We start from the raw sequence: 13,053 nt of genomic DNA on the forward strand, positions 1-13,053 counted from the left end.
CCTCCCTCCCCACCAGCCCCCTCCCCCCTCCCCACACCCCCTCCCCCCCCCCCCCCCCCACTCGTGTCCCCCCCCCCCCCCCCCTCCCCCCCCCCCCCCCTTCCCCGTATCCGCTGTGCGCGTGTCTCAGACCTTCGCCGGTTCCGGTTCCGGTGCGGGCTCGGGCGCGGTCTCCGGTGCGGGGGTGGCGCCTCCCGCCGCCACGGGCGCTTCCAGGGCGGCTTCGGTGTCGACGTTGAACTCGTCGAGGAGTTCCTGGCTGAAGCCCCAGAAGTAGGTGGCGGTGAAGCCCACGAGGTAGCCGACGAGGAGGCCGCCGGCGTAGATGGCGATGGTGGTGCCGAGGCTGTGGTTGCCGTTGAGGAGGGGGAACAGGGCCCAGCCCGACGGGCCGATGGCGGTGGAGCCGACGGAGGTGCCGAGCATGGAGAACAGGCCGATGAAGGCGCCGCCGGCCGCGCCGCCGACGCAGGCGGTGATGAAGGGGCGGCCGAGGGGGAGGGACACGCCGTAGATGAGGGGTTCGCCGACGCCGAGGAAGCCGGCGGGGAGGGCGGACTTGATGGTGCGGCGGATGGAGCCGTTGCGGGGGAGCTTGAGGTAGACGGCCATGGCCGCGCCGACCTGGCCGGCGCCCGCCATCGCGAGGATGGGGAGGAGGACGGTGTAGCCCTGCTGCTCGATGAGGGTGGTGTGGATGGGGATGAGGGCCTGGTGGAGGCCGAGCATCACGAGCGGCAGGAAGAGGCCGCCGAGGAGGAAGCCGGCGCCGGCGCCCGCGTGGGCGAGGAGCCAGTCGGCGGCGGTGCCGATGGCGGTGGAGATCTCACCGGCGACGAACATGAGGCCGAAGATGGTGACGAGGCCGGAGACGAGGACCGTGAGCGTCGGGGTGACCAGGACGTCGAGGGACTCGGGGACCCAGCGGCGGCACCACTTCTCCACGTACACCGCGAGGACGGCCGCGCCGAGGGCGCCGAGCACACCGCCCTGGCCGGGGGAGAGGGTCTGGCCGAAGACGTCGATCTTGGCGACGCCGGCGAAGACGATGATCGAGGCGACCGCGCCGCCGAGGATCGCCGTACCGCCGAACTCCTTGGCCGTGTTGTAGCCGACGAAGACCGCGATGAGCGCCATGAACCCGCTCGCGATGGCGGCGAGGGCGGGGGTGACGCCCGGCAGCCAGCCGAGGTTGATCAGAAGGCCGTTGAGGCCGGCGATGATGCCGCAGCCGATGAGCGCGGGGATCAGCGGGACGAAGATGTTCGCGATCTTGCGCAGGAAGAGCTTGAACGGGGTGGAGTTCTTCGCCTTCTGGGCCGCCTTGAGGGCCGCGCCCTGCGCCGCCAGGTCCTCCGCGGAGTGCGCGGGCTTCGGGGCCTCGGCGACCAGGGCCTCGAACTCGGGGGTCACGCGGGCGACCTTTCCCGGGCCGAGAACGATCTGGTACGTGTCGTCCTCCACCACACCCATCACGTCGGGCAGCGCCTTGAGCGCCTCGTCCCGGACGAGCGAGCGGTCCCGCAGGCCCAACCGGAGGCGGGTCATGCAGTGGGCAACGGTGCTGACGTTCTCGGCGCCGCCGACGAGGGGGAGGATCGCGGCGGCGATGGCGCGGTTCTTGTCGTCTGTGCTCATGGTGCGGTGGCCTTGCTGTGGGGGGAGAGGGGCGGGGTCAGGTCGTCGCGTGCAGCGCCGCACGCAGGTGACCGCGGGAGTCCGTCAGCCGGCGGGCGGCGGTGGGGGCGTCGATGTCGGCGAGGATCATGAGGATGGCGTTCTTCACCTCCCCGTCGGCGGCGGCGAGGGCGGTCTCGATCTGCTCGTCCGGGGCTCCGGTGGCGAGGGCGACGATCCGCCGGGAGCGGGCCTGGAGCTTCTCGTTGGAGGCGCGGACGTCGACCATGAGGTTTCCGTAGGTCTTGCCGAGCCGGATCATGGTGATCGTCGAGATCATGTTGAGGACGAGCTTCTGGGCCGTACCGGCCTTGAGGCGGGTGGAGCCGGTGAGGAGCTCGGGGCCGGGGACGACCTCGATGCCGTGCTCGGCGGCGGCGGCGAGCGCGCTGTCCGCGTTGCAGGAGAGGCCGATGGTGAGCGCGCCGAGGCGGCGGGCGTGCTCGACGGCGCCGATCGCGTACGGGGTGCGGCCGGAGGCGGAGATGCCGACCACGGTGTCGTCGGCGGTGAGACCGAGGTCCGTGAGGTCCTGTACGGCGAGTTCCTTGGAGTCCTCGGCGCCTTCGACGGCCTTGACCATGGCGGACGGGCCGCCCGCGATGAGGCCGACGACCTGGGACGGGTCGGTGTTGAAGGTGGGCGGGCACTCGCTGGCGTCGAGGACGCCGAGCCGGCCGGCGGTGCCCGCGCCCAGGTAGAGGAGCCGTCCCCCGCGGGCCATGCGCTCGGCGGTCGCGTCGATCGCGGCGGCGATGGCGGGGAGCTGCCGGGCGACGGCGGCGGGAACGGTCTGGTCCTCGCCGTTCATCGTCCGGGCGATGTCCAGGGTCGGGAGCTGGTCGATCTCGGCGAGTTCGGGCCGGAACGCCTCGGTGGTGAGGGTCGCCAGCTGGGCTCGGAGTTCGGAGTACGTGGAAGCGGACATGTGCGGCTCTTTCGGTGCGTGGACGTCGTCGGCGGCTTCGGCATCGACGTATGACGCTCGGCTGACGGGGTTCAGCGGGTCCTGGGCGAGTGACGGTGGGCGAGTGCTTCGTACGAGGCGGCGAGAGCAGGGGCCGCCGTCTCGTACGTGCGCTGGGTGACACAGGTGAACAGACAGTCCACGACCAGGAGCTGGCTGGTGCGGGACGACATGGCCGCGGGGCGCAGTTCGCTCTCGCGGGCGGTGGAGGTGGTGAGGACGTGGTCGGCGTACTGGGTGACGGGCCCGTCCGGACGGCCGGTGATCGCGACGGTGGTCGCGCCGTGGTCGAAGGCCACCCGGAGGGGTTCTATGACGTCGCCGGTGGAGCCGGAGTGGGTGATGGCGACGGCGACGTCGCCGGAGCGGAGCTGTACGGCGTTGGTGACGGCGAGGTGCGGGTCGCTGTGCGCGTGCGCGATCAGGCCGATGCGGAGGAGCTTCTGCGCGAGGTCCTGGGCGACCAGGCCGGAGGCGCCGACGCCGTAGATGTCGACGCGGCGGGCGGTGGCGAGGGCGGCTACGGCGGCGCCGAGCTGGACCGTGTCGAGTCCCGCGGCCGTGTCGGCGAGGGTCTGCTGTTCGTCGTGGGCGAGCTTGGCGACGACGTCGGCGATCGGGTCGTCGACGGCGATGTCGGCGGTGACGGCGGGCGCGCGCCCCGACTGCTGCTGGGCGGCGAGGCCGGCCAGGGCGAGGCGCAGGTCGCGGTAGCCGGGGTAGCCGAGGAGGCGGGCGGTACGGACGACGGTCGCCTCACTGGTGCCGGTGAGCTCGGCGAGGCCGGTGACCGTGAGGGCGGCGCAGCCGGCCGGGTCTCCGGCGACGGCTTCGGCGACCCGCTGCATGGACCGGGTCATGGACGGCGCGAGGGTCCGCACCTTGGCCGCGAGGGCCGCGGGCGGCGGCGCGTCGCTCGTGAAAATTTCCTTCACATCATTGGTCACACCTGAAAGATACTTTCGGCCCCTTGGGCCGACAAGACCCCATCGGTCCCGGATCCGTCCCGGAAACGGCCGGGACCTTCGGCCCCTTTTCTTGTCTGGGCCGCGCTCGGGGTGACAATGAGTAAATGGACGACATCGACCCCGTGGAGCAGGCGCTGCACGCCGCTCGCTCGCTGGTACTGGCCGACCTCGCGGCCCGGGAAGTGGCCGCGGCCGAGGTCGTGTCGATGGTGGAGGACGCCGTGACCCACCGCCGCTGGTGGGTCGAGCAGTGGCCCGAGGGCGTCTCGTACGTCGCCGGCCTCGTCGCCCAGGACGTCCAGGACGCCCTCCTCGAACGCTACGGCCGCTGGCCGCTCTGCCCCGTCTGCTCCTCCGGCGACCCGCACGCCCTCGACGTCGAACCCGAGCTCGGCCCCGACCCCCACTGGGTCTGCGCCAAGCAGGGCGTCGTCGTCGCCCGCGTCGGAGCCCTCACATGACCGGCCGCGCGACCGGCGCGGGCCCCGGCCGTACGGAGGCGGGCGCGTGACCCTCTACATCGACCCGCCCACCTGGCCGGGCCACGGCCGCATGTGGTCCCACCTCGTCAGCGACGTCTCCTTCGACGAGCTCCACGCCTTCGCCGCCTCCATCGGCGCCCCACCCCGCGCCTTCGAACGCGACCACTACGACATCCCCTCCGACCGCTACCCCGACGCCGTCTCCGCCGGCGCCGTCGAAGTCGGCTCCAAAGAACTCCTCCGCCGCCTCACCGAAGCCGGCCTCCGCCGCCCTAAGGGGCGCTGACCTGGGCGGCGGAGAGGGCGTCCGGCGTCCGCGTCCCGTCGGCGGCGGCGGTGCCCTCCGCGGTGCTCTCCGCCGCGCTCTCCTCGGCCTTCGCCCGGCGCCGTACGACATGCGCGGAGACGATCAGCAGGACGGCGACGGTCCCGGCGATCGCGGGCCAGTACACATAGCGGTAGTTGGACTCGGGCGAGGTCGGCAGATAGGCCGCGATGTACAGGATCGAGCTGGCGCCGAGCAGCCTGAGCTCCCGGCTGTACGGGCCGATCCAGCGGCGGCGCAGCGCGAGGACCAGGGAGATCGCCAGCCAGAACCAGCCCTGGAAGAGGAACGGCACGTCACGGACGAAGCCGAGCACGTAGTACTTCAGCGTGGACCGCAGCGTCTCGTCCGAGGGGGTGCCCACGATGGCGTCGGGCTGCTCGGAGGGCTTGGCGCGGGTGCCGTCCTGGAAGGGGTAGTTGCTCTGGAAGAGCAGCTTGCCGAAGAGCTGAAGGCGGTACTCGGCATAGCCCTTCCAGTGCTCGGGCATCTGCGCGGTCCACATGTCCAGCATGGCGTCGACGTTCCGCGGGGCCATCGGGTCCGGTGCGATGTCGCGCCGGTAGCAGTGGAAGTACGCGTCCGAGGGGATCTTCTTGCTCTGGCAGGTGGCCGCGGCGTCCGCGAGGCCGTCCCGCAGGGCCGGATCGGCGCCCGCCCGGTCGGCGGCGGCGCGCACCTGGGCCGGGGTGAGGACGTGGACGAGGTCGTCCAGCGGGATCTGCGCGTACTGGCGGGAGGCCACCGGATCGGCGACGGCGTTCACGACGGTGTTGGCGCCGGCGGTCACCGCGAGGAGCACCCCGGTGGCGACGAGCCAGCGGCGGCGGCCCGGGGCGGGCCAGAGCGCGAGGACCAGCAGGACGAAGACCGGGATGACGGCCGGGAAGGCGTTCTTGCGGACCAGGATGGCGTACGCGAGGAACAGCACGCCGACGACGAGGAGCGCCCAGCGGGTCCTGCTCCGGCCGGCCGGCAGCTCACGGGCGAGGAGCGCGACGGCCACGGCCGCGAGCAGGACGTACGCCATGTGCACGTCCTTCCACACCACGCCGGTGAAGGTCACGACGTGCGGGGCGAGGCCGACGGCGAGCATCGCGAGGGAGAGCCCGCGGCTGCGGGTCCGCCGCCACACCAGGACGGCGAGCAGCCACAGCGACGCCCACAGCACGAGGGCCTGCAGGGCGGCCATGGCCGAGACGGCGCCCGTGGAATCGATGAGGAGCTTCCACAGCAGGGCCATCACCGGCGGATGCCAGTCGTGCATCGGCGTCTCGCCCAGTGCCTCCCGCAGCTGGACGAGACTGTCCGCGCTGAAGTAGCCGGGGTGGAAGACGACGGACACGGCGTAGGCGCAGACCGCGGCGATGGAGGCCAGGGCCCACGGCCAGAGCGCGCCGCGCCGCCGGGCGTCGCGCAGCGTCGTGGTCCACCGGTCGATGGTGCCGGGCACGTGGGACGGGTCCTCTCCTGAGCGGGTGAACACGAGGCTGCGGTAGGCGACGAAGCGCAGCAGCGTCGCCGCGGCCCAGCCGACGAGCCGGGCCGCGTTGTCGCTGACGGGCGATCCGAGACCCAGCAGTTCGTGGGAGACGTACACGGGGAGGGCGGTGACCGCCATGCCCACCAGGTTGACGCCCACGAACAGCGTCAGCTCGCGCCGGTCGACGGCGCCGCGCCGGTCGCGGTAGGTCCAATAGCGGTTGCCGACCCAGCTCACGGCCATGGCGAGCAGCGTGGCGACGACCGAGGCGAGGACCGGCGCGCTGCCGAGGACCCCGCCGCCTGAGGAGGGGGGACCGAAGATCAGGAGATTGAAGCTCGCGGTCTCCACGACGAAGGCGAGCGCTCCGACGACGCCGAAGGCGGCGACCTCACGCCCGATCTTCCGAGCCCACGCGGGCACGCGTCGGCTCCAGGCCGTGAACCGCATCATGGCGGAAACGTAAACTTGTGCGACCTCAATTTACAAACGCGAGATAGCATCCCCACGAATTTCTCGAACACACCACACTCGCGTTGTAACCAAGAGGATCCCTTCACATGAGTCCCGTGATCGCCTGCGTCGTCCCCTGTTACAACGAGGAGGCCGCGATCGGCAAGGTCGTCCGTGACCTGCGCGCAGCCCTTCCCGAGGCCGTCATCTACGTGTACGACAACGCCTCCACGGACAACACCCTCGCCGAGGCCCTCAAGGCGGGCGCGATCGTGCGGCACGAGCCGCGCAAGGGCAAGGGCAACGTGATCCGCCGGGCCTTCGCCGACGTCGAGGCCGACGCGCTGCTGATCATCGACGGTGACGACACCTACGACGCCTCGCGGGCCCGCGAGATGGTCGACCTGCTTTTCGAGGGCCCCTACGACCAGGTCGTCGGCGCCCGCCGCGAGATAACCGACACGGCCTACCGGGCCGGTCACGCGGTCGGCAACAAGATGCTCACCGGCGCCGTGCGGTCGCTGTTCGGCAACGACGTCAGCGACATGCTGAGCGGCTACCGGGTGTTCTCCCGCCGCTACATCAAGTCCTTCCCCGCCCTCTCGCGGGAATTCGAGACCGAGACCGAGATGACGGTGCACGCCCTCAGCCTGCGGCTGCCCACCGCGGAGATCGAGGTCGACTTCAAGGACCGTCCGGCCGGCAGTGTCAGCAAGCTCCGCACCTACCGCGACGGCTGGCGCATCCTCAAGCTGATCATGGGCCTGGCCCGCCGCCAGCGCCCGTCCCTGTTCCACTCCGTCATCGCCGGCCTGCTGGCCCTGGTCTCGCTCGGCCTGGGCGCCCCGGTGATCGCCGAGTTCGTGGAGAGCGGCACCGTGCCGCGCTTCCCCACCGCCATCCTGGCGGCCTCCATCATGATCATCGCGGTGCTCGTGCTCCTGGTCGGGTACATCCTCGAATCGTTCATGCACATGCGCCAGGAGCAGTCGCGCCTCGCGCACCTGATGTACCCGGCCCCGTCCTTCGGCGCGGACTTCGTGCCGGCCGGCCTCCCGGAGAGCGCCGGCGACCCGGACGTCCGCGCAGCCTGAGCCTCTCCGCGGCCCGTCAGCTCAGGTGGGCCGCGATGGTGTGGGCGCAGGTGAGGGATTCGGTGTGGGTGGTGTCGACTTCGAGGTCGTAGTGGACGCCTTGGTGGACGACGGGGGCTTGTTGGGCGGCCATGCCGGGGGTGCGGTCGCCGCGGGCTAGTTCGCGGGCGGCGGCGGCTTCGGGGGAGCAGTGGACGGCGACCCAGAGGGTGGGGAGGTCGCCGAGGGCGTCGCGCCAGCGTTGCTGGGAGGTGGCGGCGCCGAGGAAGACGTCGTCGATGATGACGCGGGCGCCGGCGCGGGCCATGGTGGCGACGCCTTGGGTCCAGGCGGCTTCGAGGGTGCGGAAGTCGTCGCCGATGGTGACGCCGCCGTCGTCGTCGAAGACGATGCCGCCGGGGGAGGACCACAGCTTCTTGGGCAGGGCGTCGACGAAGGAGTCGCAGCCGAAGGTGAGCCAGGGGTCCGGCAGGACGGACTGGAGGCACCGTACGATGCCGGACTTCCCTGAGCTGGAGGCGCCGTTGAGGATGATCATTCGGGTGGTCGTCACGGGGGCACCGTAGGGCCGTCCGGGGTGGGGGCGCAGCGGGATTTCGGCCGCCTAGGGCTTGGCGGTCGGTGTGGGGGTCTTGCGTTCTGCCGGGGTGCCGGAGGTGACCAGGCGGGACGGGGAGCGGTGGAGTCTGAGGGCGAGGGCGGCGGTGGCGAGGCCGAGGGCGGTCATGGAGGCGCCGGCCCAGGCGGGGGAGGCGAAGCCGAGGCCGGCGTCGATGACGGCGCCGCCGAGCCAGGGGCCGCCGGTGTTGCCGAGGTTGAAGGCGGCGGTGGTGGTGGCGCCGGCGAGGGTGGGGGCGGCGCCCGCGACGTTGAACATGCGGGCGTTGAGGGCCGGGGCCGTGTAGAAGGCGGAGACGCCGAGGAGGAAGGTCAGCGTCATCGCGGCGGCCGGGTTCGAGGCGAGGAGGGCCAGGGCGACGAGGAAGACGGTGGAGGCGGCGATGCCGGTGAGCATCACGCCGAAGAGGTGGGCGTCGGCGACGCGGCCGCCGATGGTGGTGCCGACGACGGCGCCGATGCCGAAGAGCCCGAGGACGCCGGAGACCCAGCTCTCGTCGAGCCCGGCGACGTCGGTGAGCAGCGGCGCGAGGTAGGAGAAGGCGCAGAAGACGCCGCCGGCGGCGAGGGCGATGACGGCGACCGAGAGGAGCACCTGGCGGTCGCGGTAGATGGCCAGTTCGCGCCGGACGCGGGGCTTGGTCTCGGGCAGCGGGATGCGCGGGATGCGGGTCACGACGCCGACGAGGGCGATGGCGGAGGCCGCGCCGACCGCCCAGAAGGCGGAACGCCAGCCGAGGTGCTCGCCGAGGAAGGCGCCGGCGGGGACGCCGAGGACGTTGGCGATGGAGAGGCCGCCGATCATGACGGCCATGGCCCGGGCCCGTGCGCCGACGGGGACCATCGCGATGGCGACGGCCGCGCCGACCGCCCAGAAGCCGGCGCAGGCCAGCGCGCTCACGACACGTGAGGCGAAGAGCACGCCATAGGTGGGAGCGAGGGCGCCGGCGACCTGACCGAGGCCGAAGACGGTGATCAGGGCGATCAGGGTGGTCTTGCGGGGGAGCCGGAGGGTCGCGATGGCGAGCAGGGGCGCGCCGACGACCATGCCGATCGCGAAGGCCGATATGAGGAGCCCGGCGCTGGGGATGGAAACGCCCATGTCCTCTGCGATGGGCGGGAGGAGCCCCGAGAGCATGAACTCGCTCGTGCCGAGCGCGAAGACGGAGAGCCCGAGGATGTAGACGGCCAGGGGCATGCGGCCGGTGGGCGGGGTGTCGGTGGGGGTCGGGGCCGGTGGGGTGGGCTCGGCGGCGGAGGGAGAGGGCATGACATGGGTCAACCCTCGATTTGTTCCTGTCATTCCGGGGTGACGGGAATGTCTTGGGATGCGAGACGGGGAGTCGGTGCTCCGGCTGCTCGGTCTCTGGTGCCGGCCGCTCAGGCCGTGGTTCCGGCCGTTCAGGCCGTGATTCCTGGCGGGTCCGTCAGTTCCGTGAGTTCGCGTTCCATGTTTTCCCGGGCCTTTTCCTCCCAGGCCGCGGCGCCGTAGGGGGTGCGGAAGAGGCGGGGGAGGGAGAGGAGGTGGCGGAGGACGGTGGAGCGGCCTTCGCGGAAGGCGTCGGCGGGGACGAAGGAGTACTCCTCGCGGACGGCGGCGGTATACCCCTGGTAGGTATCGGGGTCGGTGGCGAGGATGGCGAGGTCGGCGTCGCAGAGGGTCTCGCCGTTGAGGTCGCCGGCGTCGGGGTCGTGGGTGGTGGTCAGGCGGACGAGGCGGGCGACCTCGGCGACCTCGTGGGGGGTGAGGCCGGCTTCGGTGAGGGCCTTCTCGGCGAGGGTGGCGGAGCGTTCCTCGTTCTCCGAGCGGTCGGGGCGGTAGACGGCGTCGTGGAACCAGGCGGCGAGCCGTACGAGCTCCAACTCCCCGCCCTCGCCGCCTTGGTCGGCCAGTTCGTCGATCCGGTCGAGGACCGCGCGGAGGTGGTCGACCGTGTGGTAGCGGCGCTGCGGCTCGGCCCAGCGGGCCAGGAGGTTGCGGCCGTACGGGGCGGGGTCGGGGCCTTCGCGGCCGGCGCGGGCGGCGAGCAGCGTGGCGGTCCAGCGCTGGAGGAGCGCGGGGTCCTGGTCTGCGGTCATGGGGGCATTGTGCCCGGCGCGGGGCGCGGAAGGGCCGCTTCCCACGCGACCTCATCTCACTCTTACATACCCCCCATGGGTATGCTACGGTGCTCCGCACAGGTACCCCCTAGGGGTATGCAGCAGCGAGTGAAGGGTCAGGGCAATGTCAACCGTCAATCCCCGGCGCTGGTGGGCACTTGTCGTGCTCGCGGCCGCTCAGTTCATGGTCATCATGGACACCTCGATCATCGGGGTCGCGCTCCCCGAAATGCAGAAGGACCTGGGCTTCTCGCAGAGCGAGCTCCAGTGGATCTTCAACGCCTACGTGATCGTCTTCGGTGGACTGCTGCTCCTCGGCGGACGCCTCTCCGACCTGGTCGGGGCCCGGAAGATCTTCGTCAGCGGCTGGGCGGTGATGATCGCCGGTTCCGTCGTGGCGGCGGCCGCGCAGACGGCCTGGGTGGAGATCGTCGGCCGCGCCGTGCAGGGCGTCGGCGGCGCGCTGATCGCGCCGTCCGCGATGACGCTCCTGATGATGCTCTTCATGCACGACCCGAAGGAGCTCGGCAAGGCGATGGCGCTGTACGGCGCCGCGGCGCCGGCCGGCGGCACCGCGGGCGTGTTCCTCGGCGGCGTGTTCACCGAGTGGATGAGCTGGCAGTGGGTGTTCATCATCTACATCCCGATCGGCCTCGCGACCCTGGCCGCCACGAAGCTGCTGCCGAACGTCGAGTCGCGCCGCGGTTCCGTCGACGTCCTCGGCGCCGTCGCCGTCACCGCGGGTCTCGCGCTCGCCGTGTTCGCCGTGGTCCGCGCTCCCGAGGTCGGCTGGGGAGCCACCGCCACGATCCTGGAGCTGGTCGGCGCCGCCGCCCTCCTGGTCCTGTTCTTCGTGATCCAGAAGAGCGTCCGCGAGCCCCTGATGCCGCTCAGCGTGTGGCGGGTCCCGCGCCTCGGTTCGGCCAACCTGGCGATGACGCTGCTCGGCGCGGCCTGGATCCCCATGTGGTACTTCCTGAACCTGTACCTCCAGCAGGTCCTCGGCTTCGGCGCCTTCGAGTCGGGCGCGGCGCTGCTGCCGATGACGGTGCTCCTCATGATCTTCATGACGGCGATCACCGCGCGGCTGATGATGAAGGTCGGCGCGAAGCCGCTCATCGCGGGCGGTCTGCTCGTCCTCGCGGCCGGTCTGCTCTGGCTCGCGGCCGTGCCGCCCACCGGCTCCTTCCTGGTCGACGTCCTGCCGGCCTCGCTGGTGGCCGCGCTCGGCATGTCCCTCGCGTACATCCCGGCGATGATCGCGGCGATGTCCGGCGCTCCGCAGGAGCAGGCGGGCCTGGCCTCCGGCATCGTGAACACCACCTACAACGTGGGCTCCGCGCTCGGCCTCGCCGCCCTGACCGCCGTGGCGATGTCCCAGGGCGCCGACCAGCTGGGCAACCTGCCGAAGCTGACCGACGGGTTCTCGGCCGCGTTCATCGGGGCCGCGGTCGTCGCCGCGCTCGGCGGTGTGATCACCCTCCTCGTGATGAAGAGCGACAAGACGGTCGCGGCCGAGGCCGCTGCCGCCGCCCCCGCTCCCGAAGGCGAGAAGGTCTCCGCCTGACCCGCCCCGAAGGGGCCGCCCGATGTCCTTCCCCGGACGTCGGGCGGCCCCTTTTCCGTACCCGGAAAGGAAAGACCGCCGTGGAACTGAACACCCGTGCCGTGCACGTCTCCAACCAGCCCTTCCATGAGGGCAGTTGGCCGCTCTCCGTGCCGCTCGTGCAGTCCTCCGCCTTCGCCTTCGACTCCGCCGCCGAGCTCGCCGACGCGATGGCGGGGCCCGACGGCCGGTACGTCTACAGCCGGCGCGGCAACCCGACCGTGCGCGCCCTGGAGCAGACCCTCGCGGGCCTGGAGGGAGGCGAGGGGGCCCTCGCCTTCGCCTCCGGCATGGGGGCGATCAGCGGCGTGCTCCTCGCCCTGCTGCGGCCCGGCGACCGGGTGGTCGCCCAGCGCTGCCTGTACGGCGGGACGCACGCCGTCCTGTCGGACCTGGCCGAGCGGTACGGGATCGAGGTCGTACGGATATCAGGGGACGATCCGGCGGAGTTCGAGGCGGCGGCGGTGCACCCGGCGACCCGGCTGCTTGTCCTGGAGACGATCGCGAACCCCACCGGGCAGGTCCCCGACCTGCCGGGACTGCTCGCGGCGGCGCGGGCCGCCGGGGTGACGAGCGTCGTGGACAACTCGCTGGCCTCGCCGGTGCTGTGCCGGCCCCTTGAGCTCGGCGCCGACATCGTCGTGCACTCCACGACCAAGTACCTCTCGGGGCATTCGGACGTCCTGGGCGGGGCGGCCGTGTTCGCCGACGACGGCCTGAGGCGCCGGATCTGGCCGCGCACGGTCGAACTCGGCGCCTGCGCCGACCCGTTCGCCGCCTGGCTGACCCTGCGCGGGATACCGACGCTCCCGCTGCGGATGCGCGAGCACTGCGGCAACGCGGCGGCCCTCGGCGAACTCCTCGCCGCGCACGGCTCGGTGACGGCCGTCCACTACCCGTGGCGCCCCGGCCATCCCTCGTACGGCATCGCGCGGAAGGTCCTCGCGGGCGGCGGCGGGATGCTGTCGTTCGAGCTGGCGGGGGGCCGGGAGGCGGGCCGGGCGTTCATCGAGCGGGTCCGGCTGGCGAAGCTCGCGCTGTCGCTCGGAGGGGTGGAGACGCTCGTCGCGCACCCGGCTTCCACCTCCCATCGCGAGCTGGACGAAGGGGAGTTGGCGGCGGCGGGCATCGCTCCCGGGCTGGTGCGGATGTCGGTGGGGATCGAGGACGTCGAGGACCTGTGGGCGGACGTCGAACAGGCCCTCGCATAGCCCTTCTTTTGGCTTGACAAAATAAAGGGGTGATTCGTAGATTTGGAGTCGCCAGGGAAAGACCACTCC

12 protein-coding genes are annotated in these 13,053 nt (G+C 71.8%); 5 read left to right on the top strand and 7 right to left on the bottom strand.

Translation table 11 applies throughout. The annotated features are described in order from the left end of the window. Nucleotides 1-126: 126 nt before the first annotated feature. The 3 genes from ACZ7G1_RS30470 to ACZ7G1_RS30480 form a co-directional block, all read right to left on the bottom strand. Entirely contained in the window at nucleotides 127-1,638 is a 1,512-nt protein-coding gene (locus tag ACZ7G1_RS30470; protein WP_470878857.1) for a PTS transporter subunit EIIC, read from the bottom strand. Between the two features lie 37 nt (nucleotides 1,639-1,675). Continuing rightward, nucleotides 1,676-2,605 carry an N-acetylmuramic acid 6-phosphate etherase gene (gene murQ, locus ACZ7G1_RS30475; RefSeq protein WP_470878859.1) on the bottom strand — a complete coding sequence of 310 codons (930 nt, stop codon included), beginning with the start codon at nucleotides 2,603-2,605 and terminating at the stop codon, nucleotides 1,676-1,678. 71 nt (nucleotides 2,606-2,676) lie between these two features. Continuing rightward, on the bottom strand, nucleotides 2,677-3,591 hold the full coding sequence (locus ACZ7G1_RS30480; RefSeq protein WP_470878861.1) for a MurR/RpiR family transcriptional regulator: 915 nt from the start codon (nucleotides 3,589-3,591) through the stop codon (nucleotides 2,677-2,679). A gap of 125 nt (nucleotides 3,592-3,716) precedes the next feature. On the opposite strand from ACZ7G1_RS30480, the gene ACZ7G1_RS30485 reads away from it, so the two are divergent. Both ACZ7G1_RS30485 and ACZ7G1_RS30490 read left to right on the top strand, forming a co-directional pair. Continuing rightward, nucleotides 3,717-4,073 (top strand): hypothetical protein, encoded by a 357-nt coding sequence (locus ACZ7G1_RS30485; RefSeq protein ID WP_470878863.1) that lies wholly within the window; start codon nucleotides 3,717-3,719, stop codon nucleotides 4,071-4,073. A gap of 46 nt (nucleotides 4,074-4,119) precedes the next feature. Next, a complete protein-coding gene (locus tag ACZ7G1_RS30490) occupies nucleotides 4,120-4,380 on the top strand; it encodes a DUF4031 domain-containing protein (RefSeq protein ID WP_470878864.1) in 261 nt (86 codons plus the stop codon). Here ACZ7G1_RS30490 and ACZ7G1_RS30495 read toward each other — a convergent pair. Then, nucleotides 4,367-6,355, bottom strand: a complete 1,989-nt coding sequence (locus ACZ7G1_RS30495) for a GtrA family protein (protein WP_470878866.1) — start codon at nucleotides 6,353-6,355, stop codon at nucleotides 4,367-4,369. The genes ACZ7G1_RS30490 and ACZ7G1_RS30495 overlap by 14 nt on opposite strands. Before the next feature lie 107 nt (nucleotides 6,356-6,462). Here ACZ7G1_RS30495 and ACZ7G1_RS30500 point away from each other — a divergent pair, with 107 nt between their 5' ends. After that, nucleotides 6,463-7,449: a glycosyltransferase family 2 protein gene (locus ACZ7G1_RS30500; RefSeq protein WP_470878868.1), complete on the top strand. Its 987-nt coding sequence runs from the start codon at nucleotides 6,463-6,465 to the stop codon at nucleotides 7,447-7,449. A 16-nt stretch (nucleotides 7,450-7,465) separates the two neighbouring features. On the opposite strand, the gene cpt is transcribed toward ACZ7G1_RS30500, so the two are convergent. The 3 genes from cpt to ACZ7G1_RS30515 form a co-directional block, all read right to left on the bottom strand. Then, nucleotides 7,466-7,987: a chloramphenicol phosphotransferase CPT gene (gene cpt, locus ACZ7G1_RS30505; protein ID WP_470878949.1), complete on the bottom strand. Its 522-nt coding sequence runs from the start codon at nucleotides 7,985-7,987 to the stop codon at nucleotides 7,466-7,468. A 66-nt stretch (nucleotides 7,988-8,053) separates the two neighbouring features. Then, nucleotides 8,054-9,265: a Cmx/CmrA family chloramphenicol efflux MFS transporter gene (locus tag ACZ7G1_RS30510; protein ID WP_470878950.1), complete on the bottom strand. Its 1,212-nt coding sequence runs from the start codon at nucleotides 9,263-9,265 to the stop codon at nucleotides 8,054-8,056. 203 nt (nucleotides 9,266-9,468) lie between these two features. Beyond that, nucleotides 9,469-10,146 carry an HD domain-containing protein gene (locus ACZ7G1_RS30515; RefSeq protein ID WP_470878870.1) on the bottom strand — a complete coding sequence of 226 codons (678 nt, stop codon included), beginning with the start codon at nucleotides 10,144-10,146 and terminating at the stop codon, nucleotides 9,469-9,471. Between the two features lie 145 nt (nucleotides 10,147-10,291). Here ACZ7G1_RS30515 and ACZ7G1_RS30520 point away from each other — a divergent pair, with 145 nt between their 5' ends. Next, entirely contained in the window at nucleotides 10,292-11,734 is a 1,443-nt protein-coding gene (locus ACZ7G1_RS30520) for an MFS transporter (protein WP_470878871.1), read from the top strand. Between the two features lie 80 nt (nucleotides 11,735-11,814). Then, nucleotides 11,815-12,984, top strand: a complete 1,170-nt coding sequence (locus ACZ7G1_RS30525) for a trans-sulfuration enzyme family protein (RefSeq protein WP_470878873.1) — start codon at nucleotides 11,815-11,817, stop codon at nucleotides 12,982-12,984. Nucleotides 12,985-13,053: the final 69 nt, after the last annotated feature.

This window comes from Streptomyces sp. NPDC037273, assembly GCF_055603625.1.

What these genes read in the sequence shown, in the direction of transcription:
- ACZ7G1_RS30470 (WP_470878857.1), bottom strand. Translation starts at nt 1,638, where the DNA reads ATGAGCACAGACGACAAGAACCGCGCCATCGCCGCCGCGATCCTCCCC.
- murQ (WP_470878859.1), bottom strand. Translation starts at nt 2,605, where the DNA reads ATGTCCGCTTCCACGTACTCCGAACTCCGAGCCCAGCTGGCGACCCTC.
- ACZ7G1_RS30485 (WP_470878863.1), top strand. Translation starts at nt 3,717, where the DNA reads ATGGACGACATCGACCCCGTGGAGCAGGCGCTGCACGCCGCTCGCTCG.
- ACZ7G1_RS30495 (WP_470878866.1), bottom strand. Translation starts at nt 6,355, where the DNA reads ATGATGCGGTTCACGGCCTGGAGCCGACGCGTGCCCGCGTGGGCTCGG.
- ACZ7G1_RS30500 (WP_470878868.1), top strand. Translation starts at nt 6,463, where the DNA reads ATGAGTCCCGTGATCGCCTGCGTCGTCCCCTGTTACAACGAGGAGGCC.
- cpt (WP_470878949.1), bottom strand. Translation starts at nt 7,987, where the DNA reads ATGATCATCCTCAACGGCGCCTCCAGCTCAGGGAAGTCCGGCATCGTA.
- ACZ7G1_RS30510 (WP_470878950.1), bottom strand. Translation starts at nt 9,265, where the DNA reads ATGCCCCTGGCCGTCTACATCCTCGGGCTCTCCGTCTTCGCGCTCGGC.
- ACZ7G1_RS30515 (WP_470878870.1), bottom strand. Translation starts at nt 10,146, where the DNA reads ATGACCGCAGACCAGGACCCCGCGCTCCTCCAGCGCTGGACCGCCACG.
- ACZ7G1_RS30520 (WP_470878871.1), top strand. Translation starts at nt 10,292, where the DNA reads ATGTCAACCGTCAATCCCCGGCGCTGGTGGGCACTTGTCGTGCTCGCG.